General features: G+C 63.7%; 30 protein-coding genes. 13 read left to right on the plus strand and 17 right to left on the minus strand.

Annotated elements, in window-relative coordinates:
* Window positions 1-32 precede the first annotated feature (32 nt).
* Genes BJI69_RS04870 through BJI69_RS04885 form a run of 4 tightly spaced genes read right to left on the minus strand, consistent with a single transcriptional unit; the run spans window position 33 to window position 3,288 of the window.
* A complete protein-coding gene (locus BJI69_RS04870) occupies window positions 33-740 on the minus strand; it encodes a haloacid dehalogenase-like hydrolase (protein ID WP_046966865.1) in 708 nt (235 codons plus the stop codon).
* 7 nt (window positions 741-747) lie between these two features.
* Window positions 748-1,596, minus strand: a complete 849-nt coding sequence (trpC, locus tag BJI69_RS04875) for an indole-3-glycerol phosphate synthase TrpC (protein WP_046966866.1) — start codon at window positions 1,594-1,596, stop codon at window positions 748-750.
* Between the two features lie 47 nt (window positions 1,597-1,643).
* Window positions 1,644-2,675, minus strand: a complete 1,032-nt coding sequence (trpD, locus tag BJI69_RS04880; protein WP_046966867.1) for an anthranilate phosphoribosyltransferase — start codon at window positions 2,673-2,675, stop codon at window positions 1,644-1,646.
* A 16-nt stretch (window positions 2,676-2,691) separates the two neighbouring features.
* Complete coding sequence (locus BJI69_RS04885) at window positions 2,692-3,288, minus strand: anthranilate synthase component II (RefSeq protein ID WP_046966868.1); 597 nt, start codon at window positions 3,286-3,288, stop codon at window positions 2,692-2,694.
* A gap of 145 nt (window positions 3,289-3,433) precedes the next feature.
* Between BJI69_RS04885 and BJI69_RS04890 the strand changes: the two genes are divergently transcribed.
* A complete protein-coding gene (locus BJI69_RS04890) occupies window positions 3,434-4,186 on the plus strand; it encodes a hypothetical protein (RefSeq protein WP_071924878.1) in 753 nt (250 codons plus the stop codon).
* 19 nt (window positions 4,187-4,205) lie between these two features.
* Here BJI69_RS04890 and BJI69_RS04895 read toward each other — a convergent pair whose 3' ends face one another.
* A complete protein-coding gene (locus BJI69_RS04895) occupies window positions 4,206-4,757 on the minus strand; it encodes an isochorismatase family protein (protein ID WP_046966870.1) in 552 nt (183 codons plus the stop codon).
* Window positions 4,758-4,796: 39 nt separating this feature from the next.
* Complete coding sequence (locus tag BJI69_RS04900) at window positions 4,797-5,258, minus strand: MarR family winged helix-turn-helix transcriptional regulator (protein ID WP_046966871.1); 462 nt, start codon at window positions 5,256-5,258, stop codon at window positions 4,797-4,799.
* A gap of 139 nt (window positions 5,259-5,397) precedes the next feature.
* Between BJI69_RS04900 and BJI69_RS04905 the strand changes: the two genes are divergently transcribed.
* The 4 genes from BJI69_RS04905 to BJI69_RS04920 all read left to right on the plus strand — a co-directional run bounded on the left by BJI69_RS04905 (window position 5,398) and on the right by BJI69_RS04920 (window position 8,141).
* Entirely contained in the window at window positions 5,398-6,069 is a 672-nt protein-coding gene (locus tag BJI69_RS04905; protein WP_046966872.1) for a hypothetical protein, read from the plus strand.
* 121 nt (window positions 6,070-6,190) lie between these two features.
* Window positions 6,191-6,718, plus strand: coding sequence for an ester cyclase (locus BJI69_RS04910; RefSeq protein ID WP_046966873.1), 528 nt, complete (start codon window positions 6,191-6,193; stop codon window positions 6,716-6,718).
* Window positions 6,719-6,786: 68 nt separating this feature from the next.
* Window positions 6,787-7,173 carry a VOC family protein gene (locus BJI69_RS04915; RefSeq protein WP_046966874.1) on the plus strand — a complete coding sequence of 129 codons (387 nt, stop codon included), beginning with the start codon at window positions 6,787-6,789 and terminating at the stop codon, window positions 7,171-7,173.
* Window positions 7,174-7,187: 14 nt separating this feature from the next.
* Window positions 7,188-8,141: a D-2-hydroxyacid dehydrogenase family protein gene (locus BJI69_RS04920; RefSeq protein ID WP_211258469.1), complete on the plus strand. Its 954-nt coding sequence runs from the start codon at window positions 7,188-7,190 to the stop codon at window positions 8,139-8,141.
* On the opposite strand, the gene BJI69_RS04925 is transcribed toward BJI69_RS04920, so the two are convergent.
* Both BJI69_RS04925 and BJI69_RS04930 read right to left on the minus strand, forming a co-directional pair.
* Window positions 8,131-8,973 (minus strand): DUF2884 family protein, encoded by an 843-nt coding sequence (locus BJI69_RS04925; RefSeq protein WP_046966876.1) that lies wholly within the window; start codon window positions 8,971-8,973, stop codon window positions 8,131-8,133. The genes BJI69_RS04920 and BJI69_RS04925 overlap by 11 nt on opposite strands.
* Before the next feature lie 122 nt (window positions 8,974-9,095).
* The gene (locus BJI69_RS04930) at window positions 9,096-9,734 is read right to left on the minus strand and encodes a response regulator (protein ID WP_046966877.1); all 639 of its coding nucleotides are present in this window, start codon (window positions 9,732-9,734) and stop codon (window positions 9,096-9,098) included.
* Between the two features lie 342 nt (window positions 9,735-10,076).
* Between BJI69_RS04930 and BJI69_RS04935 the strand changes: the two genes are divergently transcribed.
* On the plus strand, window positions 10,077-12,746 hold the full coding sequence (locus tag BJI69_RS04935) for an ATP-binding protein (RefSeq protein WP_053057137.1): 2,670 nt from the start codon (window positions 10,077-10,079) through the stop codon (window positions 12,744-12,746).
* Between the two features lie 115 nt (window positions 12,747-12,861).
* Window positions 12,862-13,083 (plus strand): hypothetical protein, encoded by a 222-nt coding sequence (locus tag BJI69_RS04940; RefSeq protein WP_046966878.1) that lies wholly within the window; start codon window positions 12,862-12,864, stop codon window positions 13,081-13,083.
* Window positions 13,084-13,104: 21 nt separating this feature from the next.
* Here BJI69_RS04940 and BJI69_RS04945 read toward each other — a convergent pair whose 3' ends face one another.
* From BJI69_RS04945 to BJI69_RS04965, 5 genes are all read right to left on the minus strand, one after another.
* A complete protein-coding gene (locus tag BJI69_RS04945; RefSeq protein WP_046966879.1) occupies window positions 13,105-13,539 on the minus strand; it encodes a PA2169 family four-helix-bundle protein in 435 nt (144 codons plus the stop codon).
* 66 nt (window positions 13,540-13,605) lie between these two features.
* Window positions 13,606-14,361, minus strand: a complete 756-nt coding sequence (locus BJI69_RS04950; protein WP_046966880.1) for a DUF2884 family protein — start codon at window positions 14,359-14,361, stop codon at window positions 13,606-13,608.
* Window positions 14,362-14,366: 5 nt separating this feature from the next.
* A complete protein-coding gene (locus BJI69_RS04955) occupies window positions 14,367-14,909 on the minus strand; it encodes a hypothetical protein (RefSeq protein WP_046966881.1) in 543 nt (180 codons plus the stop codon).
* A gap of 2 nt (window positions 14,910-14,911) precedes the next feature.
* Window positions 14,912-15,445, minus strand: a complete 534-nt coding sequence (locus BJI69_RS04960; protein ID WP_046966882.1) for a peroxiredoxin — start codon at window positions 15,443-15,445, stop codon at window positions 14,912-14,914.
* Between the two features lie 155 nt (window positions 15,446-15,600).
* Window positions 15,601-16,059, minus strand: a complete 459-nt coding sequence (locus BJI69_RS04965) for a hypothetical protein (RefSeq protein WP_046966883.1) — start codon at window positions 16,057-16,059, stop codon at window positions 15,601-15,603.
* A gap of 193 nt (window positions 16,060-16,252) precedes the next feature.
* Here BJI69_RS04965 and BJI69_RS04970 point away from each other — a divergent pair, with 193 nt between their 5' ends.
* Entirely contained in the window at window positions 16,253-16,669 is a 417-nt protein-coding gene (locus BJI69_RS04970) for a universal stress protein (protein WP_046966884.1), read from the plus strand.
* A 94-nt stretch (window positions 16,670-16,763) separates the two neighbouring features.
* Entirely contained in the window at window positions 16,764-17,585 is an 822-nt protein-coding gene (locus BJI69_RS04975) for a ferritin-like domain-containing protein (protein ID WP_046977772.1), read from the plus strand.
* A gap of 76 nt (window positions 17,586-17,661) precedes the next feature.
* Here BJI69_RS04975 and BJI69_RS04980 read toward each other — a convergent pair whose 3' ends face one another.
* Window positions 17,662-18,375, minus strand: coding sequence for a hypothetical protein (locus tag BJI69_RS04980; protein ID WP_046966886.1), 714 nt, complete (start codon window positions 18,373-18,375; stop codon window positions 17,662-17,664).
* Window positions 18,376-18,473: 98 nt separating this feature from the next.
* Between BJI69_RS04980 and BJI69_RS04985 the strand changes: the two genes are divergently transcribed.
* Both BJI69_RS04985 and BJI69_RS04990 read left to right on the plus strand, forming a co-directional pair.
* Entirely contained in the window at window positions 18,474-19,733 is a 1,260-nt protein-coding gene (locus BJI69_RS04985; protein WP_046966887.1) for an MFS transporter, read from the plus strand.
* Between the two features lie 60 nt (window positions 19,734-19,793).
* Window positions 19,794-21,095 carry a thioredoxin family protein gene (locus BJI69_RS04990; RefSeq protein ID WP_046966888.1) on the plus strand — a complete coding sequence of 434 codons (1,302 nt, stop codon included), beginning with the start codon at window positions 19,794-19,796 and terminating at the stop codon, window positions 21,093-21,095.
* Between the two features lie 99 nt (window positions 21,096-21,194).
* Here the strand turns inward: BJI69_RS04990 and BJI69_RS04995 are convergent, their stop codons facing one another.
* A complete protein-coding gene (locus tag BJI69_RS04995; protein WP_046966889.1) occupies window positions 21,195-21,503 on the minus strand; it encodes a DUF3247 family protein in 309 nt (102 codons plus the stop codon).
* Between the two features lie 107 nt (window positions 21,504-21,610).
* On the opposite strand from BJI69_RS04995, the gene BJI69_RS05000 reads away from it, so the two are divergent.
* Window positions 21,611-22,279, plus strand: coding sequence for a glutathione S-transferase family protein (locus BJI69_RS05000; protein ID WP_046966890.1), 669 nt, complete (start codon window positions 21,611-21,613; stop codon window positions 22,277-22,279).
* 112 nt (window positions 22,280-22,391) lie between these two features.
* Window positions 22,392-22,721: a hypothetical protein gene (locus tag BJI69_RS05005; protein WP_046966891.1), complete on the plus strand. Its 330-nt coding sequence runs from the start codon at window positions 22,392-22,394 to the stop codon at window positions 22,719-22,721.
* Here BJI69_RS05005 and BJI69_RS05010 read toward each other — a convergent pair.
* Window positions 22,672-24,045 (minus strand): hypothetical protein, encoded by a 1,374-nt coding sequence (locus tag BJI69_RS05010; protein ID WP_046966892.1) that lies wholly within the window; start codon window positions 24,043-24,045, stop codon window positions 22,672-22,674. The two genes, BJI69_RS05005 and BJI69_RS05010, sit on opposite strands and share 50 nt — an antisense overlap.
* Window positions 24,045-26,408 (minus strand): phospholipase effector Tle1 domain-containing protein, encoded by a 2,364-nt coding sequence (locus BJI69_RS05015; RefSeq protein ID WP_125902982.1) that lies wholly within the window; start codon window positions 26,406-26,408, stop codon window positions 24,045-24,047. The genes BJI69_RS05010 and BJI69_RS05015 overlap by 1 nt, the downstream gene beginning before the upstream one ends.
* Window positions 26,409-26,414: the final 6 nt, after the last annotated feature.

The raw sequence follows: 26,414 nt of genomic DNA on the forward strand, positions 1-26,414 counted from the left end.
GCGGGCGGGCGCACGCAAGCGGTGAGGCGCGATCAGTACCAGTAGAGGACTTCGAGCTTGTCACCGAGGACGCGCGCCGCCTTCTTCGCGACCTTCGGGCTGGGGTTGACCAGCTTCGCCGCTTCGGCCGCCCGCAGCATGGGCAGGTCTGACAGGGAGTCGCTATAGGCAATGACCCAGGGCCGGGACACCCCTGCGCGGTCGAGCGTCGTGACTTTCACCCCATCGACGTTATGCCGGGTGAAATGTACGCCGAACAGGCCGCCCCGGGTCTGCGAGGCGATCAGCTCGTAACCGGTGAGGCTCACCTCGTCGAGGATCGCCTCGACCATGGTCAGGTCATTGCCGCTGATGACAATGACCCGGTCACCGGCGTCCACGTGACGCCGGAGCGTGGCGACAGCGTCGCGCAGGAACACCCCCGGGCGCCGTGCATACGTGCGTGCGTAGGCCGCCACCTGGCGGCGATAGGTCGCTTCGCGACGACCGAAGGTCACCACGCGGAGAAAAACGCGGCCGAGCAAACGATTACCGGCGACCGTGCCGATAAGCAGCGGAATGAACGGTAACAACGGCAGCGCCAGCAGCATGCGCCAGCGACCGGCGCCGGAAAGGCGCTCGCGGAAGAACAGTTCGAGTGTCTGGTGACGGACGATGACGCCGTCGAAGTCGAACAAGACGACGCGTCGAGCGTCTGCGGCGGTGTCGTCGACGACCGCCGCGTCTATCCCCTGATTCATTCGGCTTCTAGTGTTTGTGCGAAGGGCTGTGCGGGGACGTGCCGAAGAGCTTCTGAAGTTCGGCACCGGGATCGGCGGCACGCATGAAGGCTTCGCCGACGAGGAACGTGTGGATGCCCGCGCTGCGCAACTTGCGTACGTCTTCCAGCGTATGGATGCCGGATTCGGCAACGATGGCGGTATCTGCACCCACCCGGTCTTTCAGCGTGAGCGACGTTCCCAGCGAGGTCTCGAACGTGCGCAGATTACGATTGTTCACGCCGATCAACGGCACCGGAAGATCCAGTGCGACCTCGAGCTCGTCTTCGTTGTGTACCTCGACCAGGACGTCGAGATCGAGCTCCGCCGCCAGCATGGAGAGCTCGAGCAGCGCGGCATCGTCATAGATGACGTCGTCGCCTTCCTTGCTGGCGAAGGCCGCCACGATCAGCAGGATGCAGTCGGCGCCGATGACGCGGGACTCGTATACCTGGTATTCGTCGACGATGAAGTCCTTGCGCAGGATCGGCAGCGAGCAGGCCTCGCGCGCTTCGCGCAGATAGTCTTCGTGCCCCTGGAAAAAATCGGCGTCGGTCAGCACGGACAGACAGGCCGCGCCGCCGCGCTCGTAACTGCGAGCGATCTCGCCTGGGTTGAAGTCGGCACGGATCAGTCCCTTGCTGGGACTGGCCTTCTTGATCTCGGCGATCACCGCCGGATGGCCGTCATGCAGCTTGGCATCGATCGCGGCGACGAAACCCCGCGTGACGTCCAGATCCGCCACGCGAGCGGCAAGGTCATCGAGAGAGAGCTTGCGCTTGCGCTCGGTGATTTCTTCCGCCTTGCGGTGGAGGATGCGATGGAGAATGTCGGGCATCGAAGCGCTTCCTTGGGTAAGGCCGGGGCTGGGGAGGCCCGACGATATCAGGCGCCGAGCCGCTGCGTCGCGGCTACGAACGTTTCCATTTTTACACGAGCGGCGCCACTTGCGATGGTTGCCCGCGCCAGATCGATGCCTTCCTGGATCGAGGAAGCCACGTCGGCAGTGTATAGGGCCGCCCCGGCATTCAGGCAGACGATGTCGTGTGGCACGCCCTGAACACCGGAAATCGCGTCCAGCAGCATGGCTTTCGACTCGCTGGCATCTTCCACGCGAAGGTTGCGGCTGGAGGCCATGGACAGGCCAAAATCCTCCGGCTCGACCTCGTACTCGCGCACCACACCGTCGCGCAGCTCGCCCACAAGGGTGGCGGCGCCGAGGGAGATTTCATCCATGCCGTCACGGCCCCAGACCACCAGGGCGTTCTTCGCGCCCAGCGCCTGCAGCGCGCGTACCTGGATGCCGACGAGATCGGGGTGGAACACACCCATGAGAATATTCGGTGCGCCCGCCGGATTGGTCAGCGGCCCGAGGATGTTGAAAAGGGTCCGTACGCCCATTTCCTTGCGCACGGGCGCGACCACCTTCATCGCCGGATGATGATTCGGCGCAAACATGAAGCCGATGTCGGTTTCGTCCATGCACACGGCCACCTGGGCCGGCAGCAGGTCGATGCGCGCGCCGAGCGCCTCCAGCACATCGGCGCTGCCCGACTTCGACGACACACTGCGACCGCCGTGCTTGGCGACGCGCGCGCCTGCCGCCGCGGCGACGAACATCGACGCCGTGGAAATATTGAACGACGACGCGCCGTCGCCGCCGGTGCCGACGATGTCGATGAAATGAGCATGTGGGCCGACGTCGACCTTCGCGGACAGATCGCGCATGACCCGCGCCGCGCCGGTGATCTCGCCGACGGTTTCCTTCTTCACCCGCAGGCCGGTGAGGATCGCCGCCGTCATCAGCGGGCTCACGTCGCCGCGCATGATCTGGTGCATCAGCTCGATCATCTCGTCGTGGAAGATCTCGCGGTGCTCGATCGTGCGCTGCAGCGCCTCGGAGGGAGTCATCGGCATGGAACGGGATCCTTTCTTACGCGGCGAGCGGCAACGGCATGCCGAGGAAGTTACGCAGCAGGTCGTGACCATGCTGGGTGAGGATCGATTCCGGGTGGAACTGCACGCCTTCGATATCGAGCGTGCGATGACGCAGGCCCATGATCTCGTCGAGCGAACCGTCTTCGCGCTCCGTCCAGGCGGTGACTTCCAGGCAATCCGGCACCGAGTCCTTCTCCACCACCAGCGAGTGGTAGCGCGTGGCCTCGAAGGGATTCGGCAGGCCGGCAAAGACGCCCTGGCCGCGATGCTTCACCGGCGAGGTCTTGCCGTGCATGATCTCGCGCGCCCGGATCACCTTGCCGCCAAACACCTGGCCAATCGCCTGATGCCCGAGACAGACGCCAAAGATGGGCAACTCGCCGGCCATCTCGCGAAGGATGTCGATCGACACACCCGAATCGTCCGGCGTGCCCGGCCCCGGCGAAATCATGATGCGGGACGGCGCCATGGCGCGAATGTCCGCGACGGTGAGGGCATCGTTGCGCACCACCTTGACCTCCTGACCCAACTCGCCGAGGTACTGGACGAGGTTGAAGGTGAAGCTGTCGTAGTTGTCGATCATCAGCAGCATAATCTGCCTAACATTATGATTGTACGGGGAAAAACAGAGCGTCCTGCAATCGGACCTGGCAGGAGCCTACGTGGCTGACCATTGTACCTTCACGTCGGCTCGCAGGTTCACGCCACGCTCGCTGGCGCTTGCCGAGGATTCCCCCATGCGAAACCTCGATTTCAGCTCCTGGCAAGGCCTCCTCTCCACCCTCTTCGGATTGGCGGTCATCACGCTCATCGGTGTGGGCATCCGGCTGCTCGCCATGCAGACGATCCAGCAGCGGCGCGAGCGGGAGAATCGGCAGATCAACGAGCGTCTTCGCACGCTGATCGCGGCTTACAAAACGCTCGGCGGTTCGTTCACCGGCAATCTCGCCGTCGACCCTACACACCTACGTGACCTGAAGCGCCTGGATGCCGAGCAGACTGCCATCGATGCCGCCGCATCGCAGGGCAACGAGCGAGCACGCCGCGTACGCGATGCCGTGGAAGCCGCTCTCTCGGACATCATCCTCCTCGGCACCGAACAGCAAGTGGAACTGGCGGCGCGTGCCGCGACCGAGCTGGCCGAAGGCAGGCCCACGCACACTGCGGAGCTCGTAGTCTCGCTGCGCGACTTCATCCGCAAGGTGCTCGACCTGGATGCCATTCCGTCGAGCGTGGTGATTCCCAAGCAGGGCCCGACACGTCCGTCGAGCGGCTCAGGCGGTAAATCGCGGGCCGAAAGCGGCAAAGGCGATGGCCGTGAGGGTGCCGGAGGGAAGGGCGGTGGCGGCGGAATGGGCGGTGGCGGTATGGGCGGCGGAATGGGCGGTGGCGGTATGGGCGGCGGCATGGGTGCCGGCATGGCCGGTGGTGCCGCCGCGGGTGCGGGCGCCGGCCTTGCGGCCGACGACGAGCACGATCATCAGGTTTAGCGTGAGGGGAGGCTGATCCTTAGCCGATCGCCTTGAGCAGCTCCGCGGTCGTCGTCGTTTCAGCGATCCGCGGGAAGATCGTGTTGACGCTGTTCTCATGCGCGCTGGCGACCAGATCGGTCATCGCGTCGGGTACGACCACCACGTTGTAGCCGTGTTCGCTGGCAAAACGCGCGGTGGATTCAACGCCGATGCTGGTGGCCACACCGACGATGACTACCTGCTCCACACCCTTGCCGAGCAACCAGCTGTCGAGGTCGGTGCCATGGAACGCGCCCCAGCGCTTCTTCTCGACGATGTGATCGGACGGTGCACGCTCGATCTCGGGAACGAATTCGATGAACGACGGATCCGATGGAAACGGACGCGCGCCCGCGTCGGTACGACCCGGCGCCCCACCGGTGACATGCACGAGCACGACCGGACGACCCGACGCGCGAAAGGCACGGGCGAGCGAAGCAGAGCGCGCGACGATGTCCGCGGTGTCGTGCACCGTGGGAAGCGCGACGATGCCCTTTTGAAGGTCGACGACGATCAACGCGGCATTGGCGTCGAGTTGGCTGAGCGGCATGGTGAGTTCCTTGGGGATGTGGGGGTAAGACGATGGATGTCACGCAGGATCGCGGGTGCTCGAATCGGCAAGGCGACGGATCACCGCCGCGGCGATGAGCAGATCGCGTTGCTCGTCGGCCGTCAGGGTGGCCACCGCGCCAGCCAGCCACGATTGCTTCGCGGCGCGGACGCGACGGCGGGCCTCGATGCCGGCGGTGGTCAAAGCAAAAAGAAACTGGCGGCCGTCCGTGGGATGCGGCGTCCGCTCGACGAGACCTTCGTCTTCCATGACCGAGAGCGTCACCCCCATCGACTGCGGCTTCACCGACTCGGCGCGCGCCATGTCGGCAATGGACGTGGGGCCGGTCTCCTCGAGACGCGCAAGCACGGCCAACTGCGACCAGCTGAGTTCCTGGTTGTTGGTTTCCGCGCGAAGCCGGCGCACGAGCTGGCCGCAAGCGGTCAGGAGATCGGCGGCGGCGATATCGACGCCCGGGAACACGGAAGCTTGCTTTGCCATGTCCCTACGTTAGGGACGCGAAACGCAACTTACAAGGCAAACTTGCAAGTTTGACTTCGAAAGTTTCTGCGGACTTGTTTGCTCGCGGCGGCGGTGGTGTCATGCACGGATGCGCACGGCACATCAGGGAGATTCGTCCATGCCCGTTTTTCAAAGGCTCGCCCTCGCGTCGATCCTCGGCGTCGTCACCCTGCCCTCCTTGGGACAACAGGCGACGCCACCCTCCGGTGTCGAACTGCCGCGAGTCACCGTCACCGCGGATGCCTACACCGAGAGCCATGGCGGCTACCTCGTGTCGGGCGACTTCAGGACCGATCCGCGCATGCCCGGCGTGGTTTTTCCGGCAACCGCGCTGGTCGAGGGCGACGTGCTCAGCATCGAGCCGCAGTACCTCAACGGCAACGATTACGTCGTACTCCAGGAGTGCGCCTCGGATGACTGCAGCACGTCGCGCATCGTCCGCGTCTGGTCGTCCGTCGAGGGCCACCCCATCGGCGGTAGAAACGACCGCCGCATCCTGATTCCGCACGAGAACAAGTACTGGATCTGGGCCAAGCGCCTGCCGGAAATCAGCCACCCCGACTGCGACACCTGCGCTACCCACTTCACCAGCTTCGTGCGACTCGGGCCACCGATGACGATCACACCCAATGGCGAGGAAGTGCGCTACCACCGCAGTGAACTGGAGGCGGCCGCCAGTGCCGATCCCCTGCCTGTCACGAAGCAGGAGCACGAGGGCTCGACCTTCGTGATCACGTTCGCCGGCGGCTCCACGGTCCGGATCCGGCGGATGCACGCCGCCGCACCCTGAGGATTGTTTCGATCCTTGCAAGAATGCCTTGAGAAGAAGCATCTAGCTCAACCCACGACGCAGGCGGAGCATGAGCGGCGCACCGGCAGCCCTGCCGGACAACGCCCACGGGAGCTAACCCATGCGCCGCCCGATCCTCTTCGCTGCACTCGCCCTCGCTGCCCTGCCCGCCTTCGCGGCAGATAAAGCCCTCGTACAACCGCAGGTCGTGAGCAGTGACGAGCCGTCGCTGGACAAGCAGAGCGATCCGCGCATTCTCGCCGCCCGCCGCTACGACACGTTCTGGCAAACCGGCGATCCGGCCATGGCCCGCGCTGCGCTAGCGCCGGACTTCATGGACCGCGCCTTGCCTCCGGGACGTCCGCAAGGCATCGAGGGACCGTTACAGGCCTCGAAGGGTTTCCTCGGCGCCGTGCCCGACCTCAAGGTCGAGATTCCGCAAATGATCGTGGCCGGCGACCGGGTCGTAGTCCACCTGCATTTCAGCGGCCACTTCACCGGGACCTTCAAGGGCAGCCAAGGTAAGGGACAAACGGTGGACTTCATCGCCACCGACATCTATCGCATCGCCGATGGCAGGATCGCCGAGAACTGGCACCTCGAAGACAACCTGACCTTCCTCATGCAGATCGGCGTCGTGAAGCTCTGACGCGGCACGATGTCCTTGCCTACGCGGCGCCGAGCGCGGATGCTTGGGAATCGACTCCGGAGATTCCCATGCCTTCCCTCGGTGCCATCGCCTTCCTCGTCCACGATTATGACGAGGCCATCGCCTTCTTCACGCGCGCGCTGGATTTCCACCTGATCGAAGACACCGACATGGGCGACGGCAAGCGCTGGGTGACCGTCGCGCCTCGCGGTTCGGACGGCACGCGCCTGCTCCTGGCACGCGCGGTCACTGACGAGCAGCGCGCCCAGGTCGGCCACCAGGGCGGCGGTCGCGTTTTCCTGTTTCTGAATACCGATGATTTTTCCGGCGACTACGCGCGGATGCGCGAGCATGGTGTCCGTTTCCGCGAAGAACCGCGACACGAATCCTATGGCAGCGTCGTCGTTTTCGACGATCTTTACGGGAACGGCTGGGACCTCATCCAGCCCACCTGACCCAGGAACTTGCAATGACTGAACAAATGATTCGACTGGCCGTGCTGGACGATTACCAGCACGTGGCGATGCAGAGTGCGGACTGGTCGCCGCTGGCGGACCGGGCGGAGATCGTCGTCTTTCACGACCACCTGGCCGGGCACGACGAACTCGTACAGCGGCTGGCGACGTTCGACGCCGTCTGCATCATGCGCGAACGCACCCCGATGACCGCAGCACTGATCGCCGCCCTGCCCCGACTCAAGTTGATTGCCTCCACGGGGCGGGGCAATGCATCGATCGATCTCGACGCCGCCGCGAAGCACGGTGTCGAGGTCATGCACACGAATTATTCGTCAACGCCAACGATCGAGTTCACCTGGGCCGCGATCCTCGCCCTGGCACGGAGTATCGCCGTCGAAGCGGCATCGGTACGCGCCGGTCACTGGCAGGTCGGTCTTGGTACCGAGCTGCGTGGGAAGACACTCGGCATTCTCGGCCTCGGCCGCATCGGTGCCGAGGTCGCGCGGATCGCGCAGGCGTTCGGCATGCAGGTGATCGCCTGGAGTCAGAACCTGACCGACGAAGCGGCCAGTGCTGTCGGCGTCCGCCGGGTGTCGAAGGACGCGCTGCTCGCGCAATCGGACTTCCTCAGCATCCATACGCGGCTGAGCGACCGCACGCTCGGCCTGATCGGTGCGGCGGAGCTGGCCGCGATGAAGCCGACGGCACGACTGATCAACAGTTCGCGCGGGCCCATCGTCGATGAGCAGGCACTGATCGACGCGTTGTCGCACGGCCGGCTGGCAGGCGCGGCCGTGGATGTCTTCGAGGTCGAGCCACTCGCCGCGGATCATCCCTTCCGTACACTAACCAACGTGCTGACGACGCCGCACATCGGTTACGTCACCGAGGAAATGTATCGGACGTTCTACGGCGACAGCGTCAGTAACGTCGTCGCCTGGCTCGACCAACGCGTCAGAAGCTGACCACCTTCTGGTCGCTGTCGCCGTGACGATCGCTGTCGTGATCGTGGTGTTCGCTCTTCGGCTTGATCGTCATGAGTTCCAGTGGCTTGCCGTTGCCCAGACGCACGTTCCAGCCTTGCTGAAGGCCGGCAAGATCGTTGAGCTGCGGACAGATCGCATCGGTCTTCGCTTCGAGAGCCTTCGAGCGCTTGTTCATTTCGCGATCCATCGACTTATCCAGCGAATCGGCGCGCGCCTTTAATGCTGCGACCTTGCTCGCATCGCCCGAGAGAGCGGCAGTCACCGCGCTCGAGGTGACCGAGCCCACCAGCTCGCCGACCGAATCGGAGACCGATCCGGCAACGGTCTCGGTCATGCGGTCGGCCGACCAGTGACCGGCGCCCACGCCCTCGTCGATCTCACGTAGGGCGTCGACCTGCTTCCGCTTAAGCTTTTCCAGCATCCTTGCCCGTTGGTCGCCATCGGCGAACGACAGCGTGACCGTCGTCATCGCCGAGAATCCCAGTTCCACGCCCTCGCGTGCGATCGCCGCGACCTGCGGCATCAGTGCACGAACGCCCGCCTCATAGCGCCGCAAGGCGTCGGCATCCTTCGCTGACACGGCGACGGCCTTGCCATCGACGCGAAGCGCACCGTCGTGAAGGAATACCTGGGCAGGCGTCCCGTCGGTGCGATGGAAGGAAAGGCCCGCCGGCGTGACGTCGACGTCATACGGCGTCGAGTAATCGTGCTTGCAGGTATCCGTGCTGAAGTTGATCCCCGTGGCCTGCGCCGCTGAGGCGGTGAGGGCGAAAGCGATGGCGGCGGTGCCGGCGATGATCGAATGGCGCATGACCCTTCTCCCCAGGGAACGGATGTTCACCGGGTACGATGCGCCCGGCGCATCTATGGTTTAGTCCGTTCGGCGAGAGGAAGCATGGGCGGTTGGTCACCCCTGACTTCCGGCAGGGGTCATCAGGAGGCGATGCCGCGCTCGCGTGCGTACTCGGAAAGCCGACTGTCGTGATCGATGCCGAGTTTGCGCATGGCGTCTCGCTTCTGCCGGCTGACCGTCTTGACGCTTCGGCTGAGCTGCTCGGCGATATGCGAGATCGACATGCCACCGACATACAGGCGGACCACCTCGATCTCCCGCGCCGACAGACGCACGTTATCGGCCGTGGTCTGCAGGCCTCCGGTGTCGAACTGCCGGCGGATCGTATCGCTCATGTAGGCACGACCGGCCGCGGCATAACGCACCGCCACGGCAACCTCCCTGAGAGGCGCGCGCTTGTCGCACAGGCCCAGGGCGCCGCGGCTGCGCATGGTCTGCAGCACGGCCGGGTTGTTGACCATGGTCAAGACCACGACGGGAAGGCGCGGATAGCGACGGCGAATAAGGTCGATCAGCGATAGTCCGTCACCGTGACGTCCGCCAGGCATGGAGAAATCAGTGACAACCACATCGCAGGGAAGCGACGCCAGCAGTTCGACGAGACGGTCGCCGTTGGCCGCTTCACCGACCACCTCGATATCACCAGCCGCCTCCAGGGCGGCGCGGGCCCCCATCAGGACCACCGGGTGATCGTCGGCAATGATCGTTCGCAGAACCATGTATTCCCTCGTAAGCGGATTTGCGCCGCCGCTCTCCATGAGATGTGCTACTCATTCTTACCAGCGTGGAGATTACAGTAATCGTCCGCTCGTGGCTGAAGGAACACCATGAAGCTATTGAGAATATTGGCCATTTTTTGCGGCATTTTGTTCGCGCAACACACGCAAGCGAGCAAAGCCGACGCGTCGCGTGAGGACACAGGACAGCGTGAACACCTCGCATTCTTTCATGACACGGCGGGCTCGCTCGCTACGACGTCCACGTTGAACGACGAGCTCCACGAAAGTCCCGCTACGCGTCCCGTCGATGTGTCACTCAGCACGGCCGAACGAACGTGGTTGATGCGTCTTCCCGTGCTACGCATCGGGATCGATCCATCCGCAGCACCTCTGTCGCAGGTCGGTCGGAACGGTGAAGCCGAAGGCCTGGCGATCGACTATCTGCGTGAAGCGACCCGCGTGCTCGGACTTCGCGTCGAGACGGTGACTACTTCGGATTGGCACGACGCGGTTGCACACGCTGCCGCGGGCGAGATCGATCTACTACCGGCAGCATCGGCCAGCAACATCACACTGGCGCGGCGCTTCGGCTTCACCGCGTCATACCTCGACCTGCCGGTGGTGATCGTCACCCGCGAACATAGCTTTCTGGTGACAGGCCCCGCCGATCTCGATGGACGCCGGATCGCCGCCAACCTCGCCCAGGGCGCCGTGGCGGCGGCAGTCGCACCGATGTCGTCGGTCGACATCATGCCGGTTTCCAGCACGGCCGAGGGATTGTCTGCGGTGGCCTCCGGCAAAGTGGACGCCTATGTCGGCGATATCGCCACCGCCGAGGTCCTCATCCGTCGCGACTATCCAGCACGCCTCAGGATCGCAGCGCCGACGGGCGAACAAGCCAGCCTGTCGATGGCTGTGGATCGCCGCTTCGCCCCCTTACTACCCCTTCTGGACCGCGTGCTCACCCAACTCCCCGAACGACGCCGTCAGACGATTCGCAACACGTGGCTTCGTTCCGACTACACCTGGGATGGATCGTGGCGGGAAGTCGCACGCAAGGTCGGGCCGGCAGGAGCCGCGGTACTCGCCTTGTTGCTACTCGTCAGCCATGCCTATCTTCGCCTGCGGCGCGAGACGCGACGTCGCGAGGAAACAGAAGCCCAGCTCGCGGATGTGACGCGGCACATGCCGGCCGTCGTTTACCGCTTTCTCTATCACCCGGACGGGCGGATCGTGTTTATCTACGTGGGCGGAAATCCAGAGCCTATCTTCGACGTCTCGACCGACACGTTTCTTCACGATGAACGCCGTGCATTCGCACGGATCGATGCACGCGACCAACCGGGACTGATGGCCGAGGTCACCCGCGCCGCAACGTCGCTGACGCCCATCCACGCGGAAATGCGCATTCATGACGTCGTCCCGGAACGCTGGGTGGCGTCGCATGCCGTGCCGCGGCACATCGGCGATGCCGTGGAGTTCACGGGCTACTGGATCGACGTGTCCGAGCGGCGGCGGCAGTCGAGCCAACTGGCCGCCGCGAAGGAGACCGCCGAATCGGCCACGCGCGCGAAGAGTCAGTTCCTGGCGACCATGAGCCACGAGATCCGCACACCGATGCACGGCGTCATCGGCATGCTGGAAATGCTCGGCACGACCTCGCTCGACGCCACGCAGCAACGCCTGCTCGGCACGGCGGAGTCCTCGGCCGGTGCGCTGTTGCAGATCCTCGACGACGTGCTCGATTTCTCGCGGATCGAGGCGGGGCAGCTGACCGTGATTCCTGGTCCCGTCGATCTACGTGAGCTCACTGCCGCGGTCATCGACCTGTTCACCTGGCAAGCCGACAGCAAGGGCCTTTCCATCGAATGCAACATCGATCGCCATCTCGCCCGGCACGTCGTCACCGACGGCGCACGTTTGCGCCAGGTTCTTCTCAACCTCGTCAGCAACGCGATCAAGTTCACCACGCAAGGCAAGATCGTCGTGACCGTCGAGGCGACCGGGCACACGCCGGGCCACCAGCAAGTACGCATCATCGTGGCCGATACCGGCATCGGCGTCGCGCCCGACGAGATGGCCCGACTGTTCGCACCATTCAGCCAGGCCGAATCGTCCGCCGCAGGACGTCCTGCCGGCAGTGGCCTCGGCCTCGCCATCAGTCGCCGGCTGGTTGCACTGCTCGGTGGCCAGGTTGCCATGGCCAGTGAGTCCGGCGTGGGCACCCGCGCAACCGTGGAACTGGTCCTGGCCGTCGTCCCCTGTGACAACACGGACGCGCCAACGGCACGACCGCAAACATCATGCGTCCCGATGCCACTGAACGTACTCGTGGCCGAGGATCACGCTACCAACCGCGAACTGGTCGCCGCTCAGTTGGAGCGGCTCGGGCACCGGCACACCATCGTCGATGACGGCGAACAGGCCTGGCAAGCGGCGACAAGCCAGGCTTTCGACGTCCTGCTGACCGATCTGCAGATGCCGCGGCGCGACGGCTATGCGCTGGCACGCGCCCTTCGCGAGAAACACGCCACGATGCACATCATCGCCATGACGGCGAACGCGATGCCCGAGGACAGGCAACGATGTCTCGCCAGCGGCATGGACGGCTTCCTGGCGAAGCCCGTAAGGCTCGCCGCACTGCGCGACGTGCTCGGCACGGTCAGGACCGGCGCTACCGTATGGGATCTCGACGCACTGCGTGAAGACTTCGGAAGCCTCGCGACCTTGCCCGCCATGGTGAATCGCTTTGCCGCGACCATGCGCGAGGATCTCGCTGCCGCCGCGGCGCTGCGCAGCGTCGAGGACATCGCGGCATGGAGCCATCGGATCAACGGGGGCCTTCGTGTCTTCGGCCCCTCGGGCGCAGCGACGATGCTGGAGCATTTCGAAGCGGGGCTTACCAGCCACGACGCAGACGCAGCACGAGGAAGACTGCCGGGCATCGTTGCAGCGCTGCGTGTGCATGTCGACCGGCTGGTACGAGCTGCGAACGACCTGCCTCAGGCTTGAGTTTTTTCTTAAAAGAAAGCGCGATTTTTCAGATTAGTCTGATTCCCTGCCTGATGTCGACCGGCCACTCTTGCCGACGTATGCCGTAAGGCACGTCGAAACAGAGAGGCACCTCATGCAGCAGCACGTCATCGATTACCACATTGCCGACATCGGCCATGCGTGGGGCATCTTTCGTGAGGGGATGCAGATTGCCGTGCGCAAGAACCCGGCCGACGCCATCGCCTTCGCCAACTTCTTCGCCGATCGGGAAACACGCATCGCCACGCACGCCGTGCACGTCTCCGCGGACCGGCACATGCATCGCACACTGATCGAACTCAGGCGCGTCGCCTGATTTGACGGTACACCGAGGCGCTCAGCGACCGGTGGCGCCGCCCATGTGGATCATGTCCAGGTGCAGAAGGCGCAGTCGCGCGATGTGACGGCCGACGATGGCGCGATCGCCCGACGACGACTCCAGGCGCAGGAACGCATCGAGGAGACGGCGCTCCATCAGTTCGAGGGTACGGATATAGGTCACGTCCGGATCGCTCGACAGCTTCGCGGACGCTTCCATCATGCTGCGGCGGACGCCGCTCATGGGGCCGCCCGCCGTCGCGGCACGCCCACCGGTTGCGGTGACTTCGCCCTGCAATTCCGCGGCGATCGCCGTCAGCGAATCCGCGGATTCCTGCAATATCGCCTTGAGGCCTGGCTCTCGCACGCCACGCGCCGCCTGACCATAGAGATCACGATCCGCGATGACTCGGCGAATCAGCCCATTAACGACACGGATCGAGTTGCGTTCCATGGGCGAAACGTTAGACCTGTCGGACTTAGCCGGTGATAAACGGCCACGTATCCGGTCAGCGGGCGGTCATCCGCCTGTCTCGATCAGCATGAGAGGCTGACCGGACGCGTCACGCCACCCCGACTGCAAGTCCAGCAATTGACGCACGGCCGGACAGAGCGCCTGCACCCGCGGCCTGAGCGCAGCCTCCAGCCTGGCAAGCACGCGTGCCTGTCCGCCGGTGGATAGGTCGGCAACGCGGTCGCGCAGCGCAGCGGCACCGTCCAGATCCCCATTCATCGCCAGCTGCATCGCTTCGCTGCCAACGTCCTGGCTGAGCACGGGCGTGATGTCGGAAACGATTTCCTGCGCGTAGGCGCGCATCGCATCGGCCTGCCAGTCGCGAGTGCTCTGGCTGGCAGCGATCCGCCGCTTGATATCGGCGACACGACTGGCGAGCACCCGGTCGAGTTCGCCGCTGCTGAGCGACCCCGGCGATGCCCGGCCGGCCTCCTCCCGCACAGCGCGCGCGGCAACGTCCACGCCATCGCTGGCGATCGCCTTGGCCTTGGGCACCAGGGCCCGGACGTCACGCTCGAACAGGGCAACACGATCCTGCTCGTCCGCACGCAGCGCCACGGCACGACCGTCCGTGGCGAGGCTACCGTCGTGCAGCCGGACGCTGTGCGGCGCCACCTCCGGGCGCTCGAACAGGAGGGCATCGGGACGGACCGTGAGGTCGTAAGTACTCGCAACCCCGCAGGACAGCTGGCCCACATCCTGAGCGGCGACGCCGCCCGCGGTGCAGACGGCGACGAAGGCAATCCACCAGCGGGCAGTCATCCGGGTCACAGGGCGGGTTGGGCGAACTGCTGCCTGACCGACACGCTACCGAGTGCCCAGGCCAGCCAGGCCAGCACGGGTACCGAGACAGCCTTGAGCATGACCCCCACGAGGAGGATCGAACGCGCCTTCACGCCGCGGACGAGCAGTTCGGGCGGCAGACCTTCCTGGCCGAGCACCACGCCAATCTCCTGCCACTGATGGAAGGCGACCACCGCCGTGTAGATCGCCCAGACCGCCAGCACGCCGGCGACGACGCGCATGGCGCGCCGCCCCCATTCGCGCCAGCGCAGGGTTCCCAGCGCCAGCGCCATCACGGCAAAGGCGCCGAGCGAGTAGCTCAGCGACCAGGCCATCAGCACGCGCGGGTCGGGACCGCCCGCCGCCAGCGCCTCGGGGCTCATCGAGCCGATGGCGCCGGCCGCGATGACCGCGCCGTAGGTGTTGATCACGAAGCCGACCGCCGCCAGCAGCATCACCAGCCAGACCACGATGCGCCACGGCGCAAAGGGACGGGCATGGCGTGCGCCCTTGAGAGCCTTGAACATGCTCAGACGCCCGAACCCTTCAGCTGCTCGAGGTCAGCCAGCACCTGGCCGGAGTTCTTTTCCGGATCCACGTCCTTGTAGACCTTGGCGATCTTGCCGTTCGGGTCGATCAGGAAGGTCTCGCGGCGGGCGTACTTGCTGCCCTTCTCGTCGCTGAGCACGTCGTACTTCGTCGCCATGGCGCCATCGGCGTCGGAAAGGAGCGGGAACGGCACGTGGTACTTCGCGGCGAACTCGGCGTGCGACTTCACGTTGTCCAGGCTCACCCCGTACACCACGGCGCCAGCCTTATGCAGCTTGACGATGTCGTCGCGGAACGTGCAGACCTCGGTCGTGCAGCCGCCGGTGAAGTCCTTCGGATAGAAGTAGACCACCAGCCACTTGCCCTTCTCGGTGTCGAGGGTGTGCCACTCGCCCTTCTGGTCCTGCAGTTTGAAATCGGGTGCCTTGTCGCCGACGGCGGGGCCGGTCGGGGCGGCAGCCCAGGCGGATACAGTGATCAGGCAAAGCGCGAGAAGCGTGGAGAGGCGACGCATGGGGAAACCTCGATGGGTGGGAATCAGGGAAGTGTACTCGTCCGCGTGAATGCGGGTTCCTCTCGCTTCGGTTGCGAGCCAAAGGTCACGCGCCACCGATTCGCAAAAAAAAGGGGCGCCCCCGAGGGCGCCCCTTGGTAACGCCGAGCTGGCGCTTACTTGCCGATCTTCTCGATCTCGAACTTGCTCAGGTCGACGCCGAGGTTGAAGCCGCGGCCCGTACCCGTCACGGCCAGCGAGACTTCGCCCTTGGTCATCGCGGCGCTCTCGGCGCTCTTCACGACACCGGCATTGGCACCGCCGCTGGCGTATTCGCCGTAGATCTCGCTGATGCCGTGGACATGGGTGAATTCACCCTTGCCGCCTTCGATGCTGAACTTGCCGGCGGTCAGGCCACCACCGCGGACGTGGATTTTCACGTCGGCGCTCTGGCCGTTATCGCAACGGACATGGCCCCGGCCATCGGCCTTCTTGTAGATCGCAGCCCAACCCGTGGTGCTGAACGTCATGTGGCACTTCACCTCGGCACTGCTATCCGCCTTGGCGGGCTGGACGGAGAAGGTACCTGCAGCGGCGAGAGCCAGGACAGCCAGACCGGTAATGCGCTTGATCATGTTCGTTTCTCCGTGGGTAGATGGCAGGAAGCTGCGAGATCGGATTCTGTACTCACGAATGTGAAGAAACACGGACGCCCCCGACGCCCGTTCAGGTAAGGCGAGGATTCGTGGAAGACCCGTGAACCGGCTCCCCGGGCCGGCTGTCGGCGGCTTACTATCGTTCCAACGCCGCGATTCGAAGGGGAAACGCATGCCCAAGCACATCCTGGTCGGCTACGACGGCTCCGAAACCGCCCGCCGCGCCTATCTTTTCGCCCTGGAACTGGCGGCCTGCGCGGGCGCCCGGGTGCATGTCGTCTCCGTCCTGCAGGTGGACAACGGCGCCGATACGGCCGCGCTGATGATGACCGAGAGCAATGGCCGGGGGCGCCAGGAGGCGCTGGAGGCCGAGGTGAAGGCCCTGAAGCCGGAAGCAGGGGTGCCCGTCACGGTCGATCTCATCCACGGCAGCCCGGGCGACGCCCTGCTCTCATACGTACCCCGGCACGGGGTCGACCACATCGTCATCGGGCACACCGAACGCGGCGCCCTGGCCCGCTGGCTGGTGGGTTCGACCTCCACCGATGTGCTGGCCAAGGCCCACGTGCCGGTGACGGTGGTTCGCTGACCGCAAGGATGCCGCGTAGCCAGGCCTGCCCGGCTTTGTCACAATTCGGTCAGATGCCCTCAGGGCGATAAGACAAAGCGATCGGGGAAAACGCGTGAGCTACGCCGCCACCTTGCCATGGACGCTTGAAAAACTGGACCTCTCTCGTATCGACGTCGAGAAGGTCAGGCACAACGAAGACCTGTTCCTCCTGCTTTGCAGCTCGTCGTTCGTCGAGAGCGGCTCGGACCTGTACACGCATCTCCTGGTCGACCATTTCGCCGGCGACGAGACGCTGCAGGCGTGGCTTCGCGATCACTGGGAACACGAGGAAATGCAGCACGGCCGTGCGCTGGCGGCTTACGTACGCCACGTCTGGCCGGAGTTCGACTGGGAAACCGGTTTCCGCAACTTCTTCGCACACTACGGTTCGGTCTGCACACCGGATGAGCTCGAACCCAACCGGGGCCTGGAGCTCGCCGCGCGCTGCGTCGTCGAAACGGGTACCGCGAGCCTCTATCGCGCACTCAACGAAGTGACCGATGAGCCGGTGCTGCGGGAACTGACGAACTACATCAAGAGCGATGAAGTCCGTCATTACAAGAACTTCTACCAGCACTTCCGCATCTATCGCGAGCGCGACAAGATCGGCCGCTTCAGCACGCTGCGCACCTTGCTCAAGCGGCTCAGCGAGATCAAGAACGAAGACAGCGACATCGCGCTGCGTCACGTCTTCAACGTGCGCCATCCGGACAAGGCGCACGACGACGCGGAGTTCCGCCGCATCGCCGGACGCGCGGAGGGCCTTCTCAAGAAGCACCTCCCCGCCGAGATGACGGTGAAGATGCTCCTACGCCCGCTCGATCTTCCCGCCCGGCTCAACACCATGCTGGAGTGGCCGCTGACCCGCATCACCGAGAAGCTCTTTCTGCACTGAAGCACCCCGCCCCACCGATGAATCGTCCGCTCGCTGTAGGAGCCGATTCATCGGCGATAGGGTGCTAGCCCAGGCGTCACTTCTTCTTGGGAAGCGGCGCCCACTTCTCCCCGTCATAACCACCCGTATCGAAAGTCAGCGTCGTCTCCCCCCGGCTCACCGTCACCACATCGATCGTCAGCCGCTTGGTCTTCGCCATGTCCTTGATGAACTGCGGGTCGTTGCGGAAGATCAGCGCCGGCTCGCCCGTCGGCGGGCGGAAAGCCTTCAGCGTCTTCGGCTTGCCGTCGAAGGTCGCCTTGAGCGTGCAGTCGCCCTTGCAGACAAAGCCCTTCCCCGTCGTCGCGTAGAGGAAGACGGTCTGGCCCCAATCAGTATGACGACGCAGGATCAGCCGAACTGACGCCTCGCCGGTGGGCAGGGTCGACTGGATGGTCGCCGTGCTCTGCGTACCGCCCTGCATGGGCGAGGTCTGGTAGAGCCACAAGGCGGTCAGGCGCGCCTTCTCGCTGGTGGCCTTGTAGTTCGTCTCGAGGTTGTCGAGGGTCTTCTTCACCTCGGCCGCCGCCGGGGTTTCGGGGTACTTGTCGACGATTTCGTGGCCGAGCTGCACCGCCGGGCCGTCGTTGTGCAGCTTCAGCAGCTGCTGGTAAGTCTCCAGCTTCTTCGCCGCTTCGTCGGCCCGGTTGTCCACGGGCGCCTGCTGCGTGGTCTGGGCGTCGGGCTGCTGCGAGCAGGCGGCCACGGTGGCAGTGGCGAGGAGAACGGCGAGCGGAGCGAAACGGCGCATGGCGAAAGCATCCCGGAAGTACGAAGCCCTAGCTTCGCCCCTGGGCGCGGCCGCTGGCAAGGCGGGCGTAGAATCGCCCGACTCCCCAAGGATCCCTCATGCCTTCGTCGTCCCCCGAAGCCGTCTCCCTTCTGCGCCATCGCGCCTTCATGCAGTTCTGGTTCGCCAAGAACGCCTCCAGTTTCGGTTTCCAGATGATGTCGGTCGCGGTCGGCTGGCAGATCTACGAGATCACCCATCGCGCCCTCGACCTCGGCCTCATCGGCCTCGTCCAGTTCGTCCCCTCGGTGCTGCTCGCCCTGCCCGCCGGCCACGTGGCCGACCAGTTCGACCGTCGCCGCATCGTCACCATCTGCCAGTCCATCGAGTGGCTGGCCATCGCACTGCTTGCCGTGTTCAGCCTCACCGGGCACATCAACGAGGTCGGTATCCTGGCCCTGGTCTTCGTGGTCGGCGTCGGCAAGGCCTTCGAGTTTCCGGCCCTGCAATCGATGCTCCCGGCGATCGTGCCACCCGCCGTATTGCCCCGGGCGATGGCCTCCACCGCCTCGGCGGGCCAGGCAGCGATGATCGCCGGCCCTGCCCTGGGTGGTCTCCTTTATGTCGCCGGGCCCGGCACGGTCTATGCGGTGTCCGCGGTGCTCTACCTCGTCGCGCTGACCCTGATGTCGCGTCTGTCCTACGACCACCAGCCGCCCCGCCGCGAGCCGGCGACGCTGAAGACTCTGTTCGCCGGGGTCCACTTCATCCGCCATCGGCCCGCCGTCTTCGGCGTGATCTCCCTGGATCTGTTCGCGGTGCTGCTGGGTGGCGCCACGGCCCTGCTGCCCATCTTCGCCAGGGACATCCTGCATACCGGCCCCTGGGGCCTCGGCCTGCTCCGCGCGGCGCCTGCGGTAGGCGCCCTGCTGATGTCCGTGTGGCTCGCTCACAACAGCCTGACCCGGCGGGTCGGGCCGATCATGTTCGCCTCCGTGGCGGGCTTCGGTGTCGCGACCATCGCCTTCGCCCTCTCGTCGACGCTCTGGGTGTCGCTAATCGCCCTGTTCGCCCTGGGCGCCTTCGACATGGTCAGCATGGTCATTCGCGGCGCACTGGTCCAGCTGGAGACCCCTGACGACATGCGCGGCCGGGTCAGTGCGGTCAATGCCATCTTCATCAATACCTCCAACCAGCTCGGGGAGTTCGAGTCCGGCATACTCGCCGCCGCCCTCGGTGCAGTAAATGCCACGCTTATCGGCGGCATCGGCACCCTGGTCGTGGTCGGCCTGTGGACCTGGTGGTTCCCCTCCCTGCGGCGTCGCCAGGGCCTGGTATCGGACCCCGAGCCGATCGAAGGCGCCAGCAGCACGATCTGACATCTCGTCGAAAACGTGCTAATAAAGTGGACGTCTATACCGCCAAAGGGGACGTTCACGATGAAGCGCCTGCTCGCCGCCGCTCTTCTCACCCTCATTGCACCGGCCTACGCCGCGCACGAGGGTCCCGCCAGTCTCGATGCCGCACTTGCCCAGGGCAAGCGCGAGCACAAGCCGGTGCTGGTCGATTTCCAGGCGGTCTGGTGTTACTCGTGTTACTACATGGCCAGCCACGTCCTTAACGGCAAGGAGTGGAACGATCTGGAAAAGAAGATCGTTTTTTACGAGGCCGACGCGGACAAACCCGCCGACAAGGCATGGATGAACAAGCTCAACGTTCACTTCCTTCCGACCTATGTCGCCATCGGCCCGGATGGAGAGGAGCTGGGACGCATCCTCGCCGAGCAACCGCGCGAGAAGTTCTATCCGCAGGTCGCCGCGCTGCTCTCCGGTGACGCGCGCCTGTCGCACCAGAAAGACGAAGCGGTGAAAGGATCGCTTGCCTCGGTCGCCGAGGTGCTCGATACGTACCAGCAGCGTTACCAGGGCAAGGAAGGCATGGCCTGGTTCGATACCCTCCCATCGATGGTTCGTAACGTGTCCGACCAGGACAAGCGCGTCGCACTGGCCAAGCAGAAGTTGCTGCTTCTCGAAGGCAAGGCCGACAAGAACGACGCGGCCATCGCCTCGGCAGCGACCAAGGTGCTCGCCGGCAATATCGGCTGCGACCGACCGTACGTACTGGATGACCTGATCGGTGCCACGGCCGCGCAGCCACCGGCAACACGACAGGCCTCGCTCTCGCCGCAGAAGCCGGCGTTCGACGAGTACTTGTCCACGCAGATCTTCGTGGCTTCGCCGACCTGCGCCGATCAGCGCAGTGCCGTCCTCACCGCCGCCGATCTCGACGCCGCCATCGGCGATACGGCCGGCGAGCAAGCGGTATTGCGCAAGGCGATCGACCTCAGCCGCGAGAAGCTTCACGGCGATCTCAAGAGCGACCGCAATCTCGCGGATAACCTTCGCGTGTACCTGGTTCGAGCCAAGGCCGGCGATGAGCTGGACACCCTGGAAAAGCAACTGATCGCCGCTTATCCGAGCGACTACGTCTACAACTATCGTTACGGGCGTCGTCTCGTCGAGAGCGGAAAATTCGCGGAAGGTCTGCCCTACCTCGAAGCCGCGGCGAAGAAGGCCTACGGTGCGAACACGATCAGCGTGGCAACGTATCGGGTGAAGGCATTGCACGCGCTGAATCGCGATGCCGAGGCGCGCAAACTCGTCGCCACGACAGTAGCGGCACAAGGCGCCGCCTTCCCCGAACAAACCAAGAAGCTGCAGGAAACCCTACCGTCAGCGTGATGCCATTGTGGGAGCCGCTTCAGCGGCGAATCGGTCTGGCTTCGCAGCTATGCCTCGTCGCCGCTGAAGCGGCTCCCACAGGTCGACTGCATCGGTGGCTCACGTCTGCGACGTGCCATAACCCACCGAATCCAGATGCTCGACCCGCGCGATGGTGTCCAGCGACACTGTCGCCGACCAGTCGGGGCGGTCATTGTCGATCAGCTTGACCACGCCGTTGATGCCTTCCGTTCCATCGCCGTCGACAAAGGTTTGCGTTGTGGGAACAACCGCCACGATGCCTTGCATCGTCGAGCCATCCTGCAGATGAAGAATGACCTTGGCGTTGTCACGGAGCTCGTGAATCAGCGCCTGCAGTCGCCCAATCGTGCCCTTGTCGGTATGAATCGTGTCGGCTTCGCGGCCCATGTCGATGTCCTCGTGGTGTCAGACCGCCGACGCTACTCGCCGCCCGTCGATGGAATGTGCACGCGGCGCGCTGCTACGCTGCGCCCTCTTCCACATCCGGGCCGGCCATGATCATCGTCCATCACCTAAACAACTCGCGCTCCCAGCGCGTCCTCTGGCTGCTGGAGGAACTTGGCCTGCCCTACGAGATCGTCCGCTACCAGCGCGATCCGAAGACCATGTTGGCTCCTAAGGAACTCCGCGCCATCCACCCGCTCGGTAAGTCGCCCATCCTCCAGGACGGCGATGTCACCCTGGCCGAGTCCGGCGCCATCGTGGAATACCTGCTTGAACGTTACGGCCAGGGGCGCCTGAAACCCGCCGTTGGCAGTGCCGATTGGCTGCGTTTCGTCTATTTCCTGCACTACGCCGAAGGCTCAGCCATGCCGCCGCTGCTGCTCAAGCTGGTCTTCGTCCGCATGGAGACGGCGCCGGTCCCGTTCTTCGCCAAGCCGGTGGCCCGGATGCTGGCCAAGGGCGCGCAGAAGGCCTTTGTCGATCCGCAGCTCAAGCTGCACCTGGACTACATGGAAGGCGAAATCGGCAAGTCCGAGTGGTTCGCGGGTAGCGAGTTCACGGCAGCGGACATCCAGATGAGTTTTCCGCTGGAGGCCGCCGCCAGTCGAGGCGGCCTCGACGCCCCCCGGCCGAAGCTGCATGCCTTCCTCGAGCGCATCCACGCACGCCCGGCGTACCAGGCGGCGCTCGCCAAGGGCGGCAAGTACGATTTCGCATGAGATTGACCAGCCTGAATCCCTGTTCAATCCGCCACTTGCCCATTTACACGACCCTCACGACTCGGGCCGCAAAGTCGATTCCCGTCAGCAACGCTTGAGAGGGAGCCATCCAATGAGCAGAAATCGCGAGTTCGCGCAGCAGGTCGAGACCGCCGTCAATGGCGTATCCGGCCGCGTTCGCCACTATGCAGACGAGGCGACCGGCGCAGGCAACGACCTGCTCGAGCGCACCCGTCGCGTGACCAACAAGTTCGCCAAGCGCAACAGCGGCAGCAGCCAGAAGGTTCGTTACCTGGCAGAAGACCTCGCCGATGAGGCGACGTATCAGTACCGCCGTCTGCGCAAGCAGGTTCGGCGCAATCCGGGCGTGACTATCGGTATTGCGGCTGCGGCTATTGGGACGTTCCTTTTGATTCGTCATGCGCTTCGCGACGACGATTGATCGGCTTACCTAGGTACGGATTCGAGGCCGGGAGAGATCCCGGCCTTTCGTTTGGGCCGTCGTCGGACATGAAAATTGCATAGAGCTCTGGGAACTGCTCCGAGAACGATTGGATCGCAAGACCGTCGGCCGCATGATCAGCAAGGTACTGACACCCGGCAGCGATGGTCGTCTCACCAAGCCTGCCCGCGAGAGTCAGAAAAACCCGACGGGATACGGCTACCCCACGCTCTCGTTCAGAGTCCAGGTCCGTAAGTACCTGTGCATTCGAGAAGCGCGTTCCCGTCGTGAGAAGATCCGCCCGCGCGAATTCCACCCCATAAGCCAGCTTAAACGCGCGTACGTAGGCCGCCAGGTCGACTCCCTCCTCTTGGCAGACATCCGCATCGATACCAATCCTGATGTTGTAGAAGGCTAAGAATTGCGAGGCGGCATATCTCTTCGCGTCGGCCTTCGAAAGCGACTTCAAGTCAGCTGCGATCCGATCGGTCACCGTATCGACCGGGACGTCGGAGGCGGGCGCAACGCTTGACGTGACGACCGCATTTCCTTCCCTACGGATGCCGCCGTTTGTCACCTGTTGCGCAGGCGGCGCTGAACCAGCCCTGGTCTCCGGGACAACGGGCAAGGACATCAGGGCTCCCGCAACCTCAGGGAATTCCTCTCCGAATGAAGCCATGGAAGCACCGTCGACCACGTGGGCTGCCAAGTAAGCACACCCGTCGGCAACAGTCGTTTTCTGGAGCCAGGACGCTAGCTCAAGCAAGCGCCGCCGGACCTTAGCCTCGCTCTCTGTTCGACGTTCATACACATCCGCGATCAGCTGCGTAGCCGAAAGATTGGAAGCTCTCATGAGTCCATCCGCACGATCGAACATTGCCGCGTGCTTGAGTTGAAATGCATATGAGTATGCTTGCAAGTCGACACCTTCCTCTCGGCAAACGTTGGGAAGGATGCGAGTCTTCACGGTGTAGAAAGCCAGGAAATGCACCGGGACGTGCAACCGGATCTCGGCCTCGGAAAGAGATTTCAGGTCGGGCGCGATACGGTCATTCAACGCACCATGAGGACGTTGACTAGAAACCTCAGCACTTAATTCGACCGGCGCGCGCCTTGACACATGGATCCCATCCTTCGTTGCATGCTGTGCAAAGGCTGCCCTGGCTTCCGGCGTCGCGGGCCTGAATGGCTGTACCGTAGAAGACTGGATATCGGTGGATGAAAGTGCAAGTACGGCATGCAGCAGCAACGCAACGATGTACTTTCTGCTCCTTGGCATTTCCGTCCAGTGTAGAAACCGGATCATCGGCGATACTCTTTTCATTACATCACCGGCCCTTGGTGCCCCATCTGCGCGTTCCGTTCCTGACTCTGCTGAGCGACCTGATCCATCTGCTGGTCAAACTGTTGAATCTGCCTGAGCGACTGCTCCGACTCCGGCGGCGGACCGCTCATGTCGACGACAGCAGGTGTCGCCATCAGGCCGTGCGTGTCGATGGTTAACTTCATGCTGTCGTAGTCCATATGCACCCCGCCCAGGTTGCTGGCGTTGATCCGGTGTCGATGACACGAGGCGGTGAACTGCATCAGGCGTTCTTCCGATGAATCCGGCAGGCGACGCTGTAATTCGTTATAGAGCGAGTGATCCTTGCTGTTCGGGTTACGAGGGTCACTACGGGACTGGTGAGCCAGCATCGGAGGCGCGGCGGCCCTCGAAAGGGACGCACCCGTAGGCGACTCATACGCTGCCATCGGCGACGAAGGCTGCACCTGAGATGCAGGAACCTCGGTAGACATCCTGACCTGTACGGGTTGCTGCAACTCTGCAATGAAGGCCTGTCCGTGAATCCTGTTGCGAGTCGCGTCGTCCACCTGCCCTGTTACAGGCATCGCATGACTCGACTGGAACCGGGCCACCGCCGTCTGAGTCGACACATCGTAGACTCCGTGCGTCGCCAACGGCTCGCCTGCCATGTCACGGATACCGAGCGTATTGAGGTTTCGTTGGAGTTCTCGGATGGTATCGCCATCGGTTTTCTCGAACGTATCGCTTCGCGATGGGGCTATGACAGGATCCTCCCGCAACGGCACGGACGTCGAAGATTCGAGCACGGCAGATTTGACTGGCGACAGGGGTGCCATCTCATCTCGACTGACAATCGCCTCCTTCTCCATGTTGAGCATGTGCAGTTGCTGATGGGAGGCTTCCAGCGGAACGTCGAGCGCTTTCAGCGCCTCGATACTCGCCGTTCTGGACTTGGGATAATCGATGTCGTCACCGAATGCCTCAAACGCACGGAGAGTCGGTCGGTCAGGCCTGAAGTCCTTCCCGAATTGAACATCTTCGATAGCCGTCATGTCACTCCGCTTGGCCTCGATCACGAGGACCGCGGTCAGCTGATCGACCTGACCACGATTAAGATCGATACCGGAACGTGCGTGCAACTCCATGACCTGCACGCTTGCCGAGCGGTACATGCCGTGATCGGGATGCGTCGGGTCACTGAGTTCGCGGATGGCATCGGGGCCGTGGACGCCCACGGGATAACGAGGACCCACCTGCCACTCGAGACGAGTGTCGAATGCATCGGGTGGTGCGCAACGAATGACCTCGCGCTTGTCACAGTGCGGCGGCGATGCCTGCGACCCCATGATGTCGCGTTGCCCTTCGCGCCTGAACTCCGAAGTGCTGTAGATGGGCAAGTGATCTTCTGAGTGATGGATCACGAACATGCCTTGATCAGTCGGGACTAGCATCCGATGAACCAGCGTCTCGCCGCCGCCAAGCGCATTCACATAATCGGCCACCATATTGAAGGCAAGCACCGAAAGGCCGTTTTGATGGTAACTTCCGCCGATATCCGAATGTGCACCGGGCAAGGTGATGCCAACGAACCGGCCGTCCGCAGAACGCCCGGGCGGGATAATCTGGGTGGACGGAAAAGCATTGCGGCGCTCATCTTCAGCGGTGAATTGCACCCCTGACGTCATCGCGCTCGTAGGCTGTCGGTCATGATTGTTTGGTTCACCTGTTCCGACAGGATCGAGGAGAAACTCGGTCATGAGCGTCTTGCCCGGTGCACGCAGGGGCGGGAGATGCCATTCGTACGTATCGGGCCCGAGGGTGTGGTGAATCACTTCTCGTCCCAAGGGATTCTGAATTCCGCGTTCGTGGACCAAGCGGAGGAAGCCAGCCGCTTGCTCTGCGCCACGGCTGAAGCCGGTAGCCAATAGCCGAATGTCGACGTTTGGATCGGCGTCGATCCACTCTTTCGCCTTGCGAATGAAATCGAAATACATCCGCTCGATGCGCTCATCGTATGAGCCACCCGTCACGCCGTCGATCGTCCTGGCAATTAACCCGTCCTGAGTACCAGCACCCTCGATATAGTTGGACCAGACTCGAGGTTCATGTCTACTCGTCTCAGACAGCTGGAGGTGTAGATTGCCGATATTCGTAGCGTGCTCAGGATCTTTCCATAGGTCATTTCCAGTGCCATCGAAGTTTGCGATAAAGAAGCGGGAGTGCGGGTCCAACGAAGTGAACATAAGAGGTACCGAAAGGGCGCCAACCTCCTGCGCAGCTTTCGCATATGCCTTCCTGCCTGCTGTGGTCAGCGGTTCTGTTCTAACACTATCCTGCAGGCGACCCTGACCGTCGCGCTTATGTTTTTCTACCACGTCCATGTACTC

It is taken from the genome of Luteibacter rhizovicinus DSM 16549 (genome assembly GCF_001887595.1).
GTDB lineage: Bacteria > Pseudomonadota > Gammaproteobacteria > Xanthomonadales > Rhodanobacteraceae > Luteibacter > Luteibacter rhizovicinus.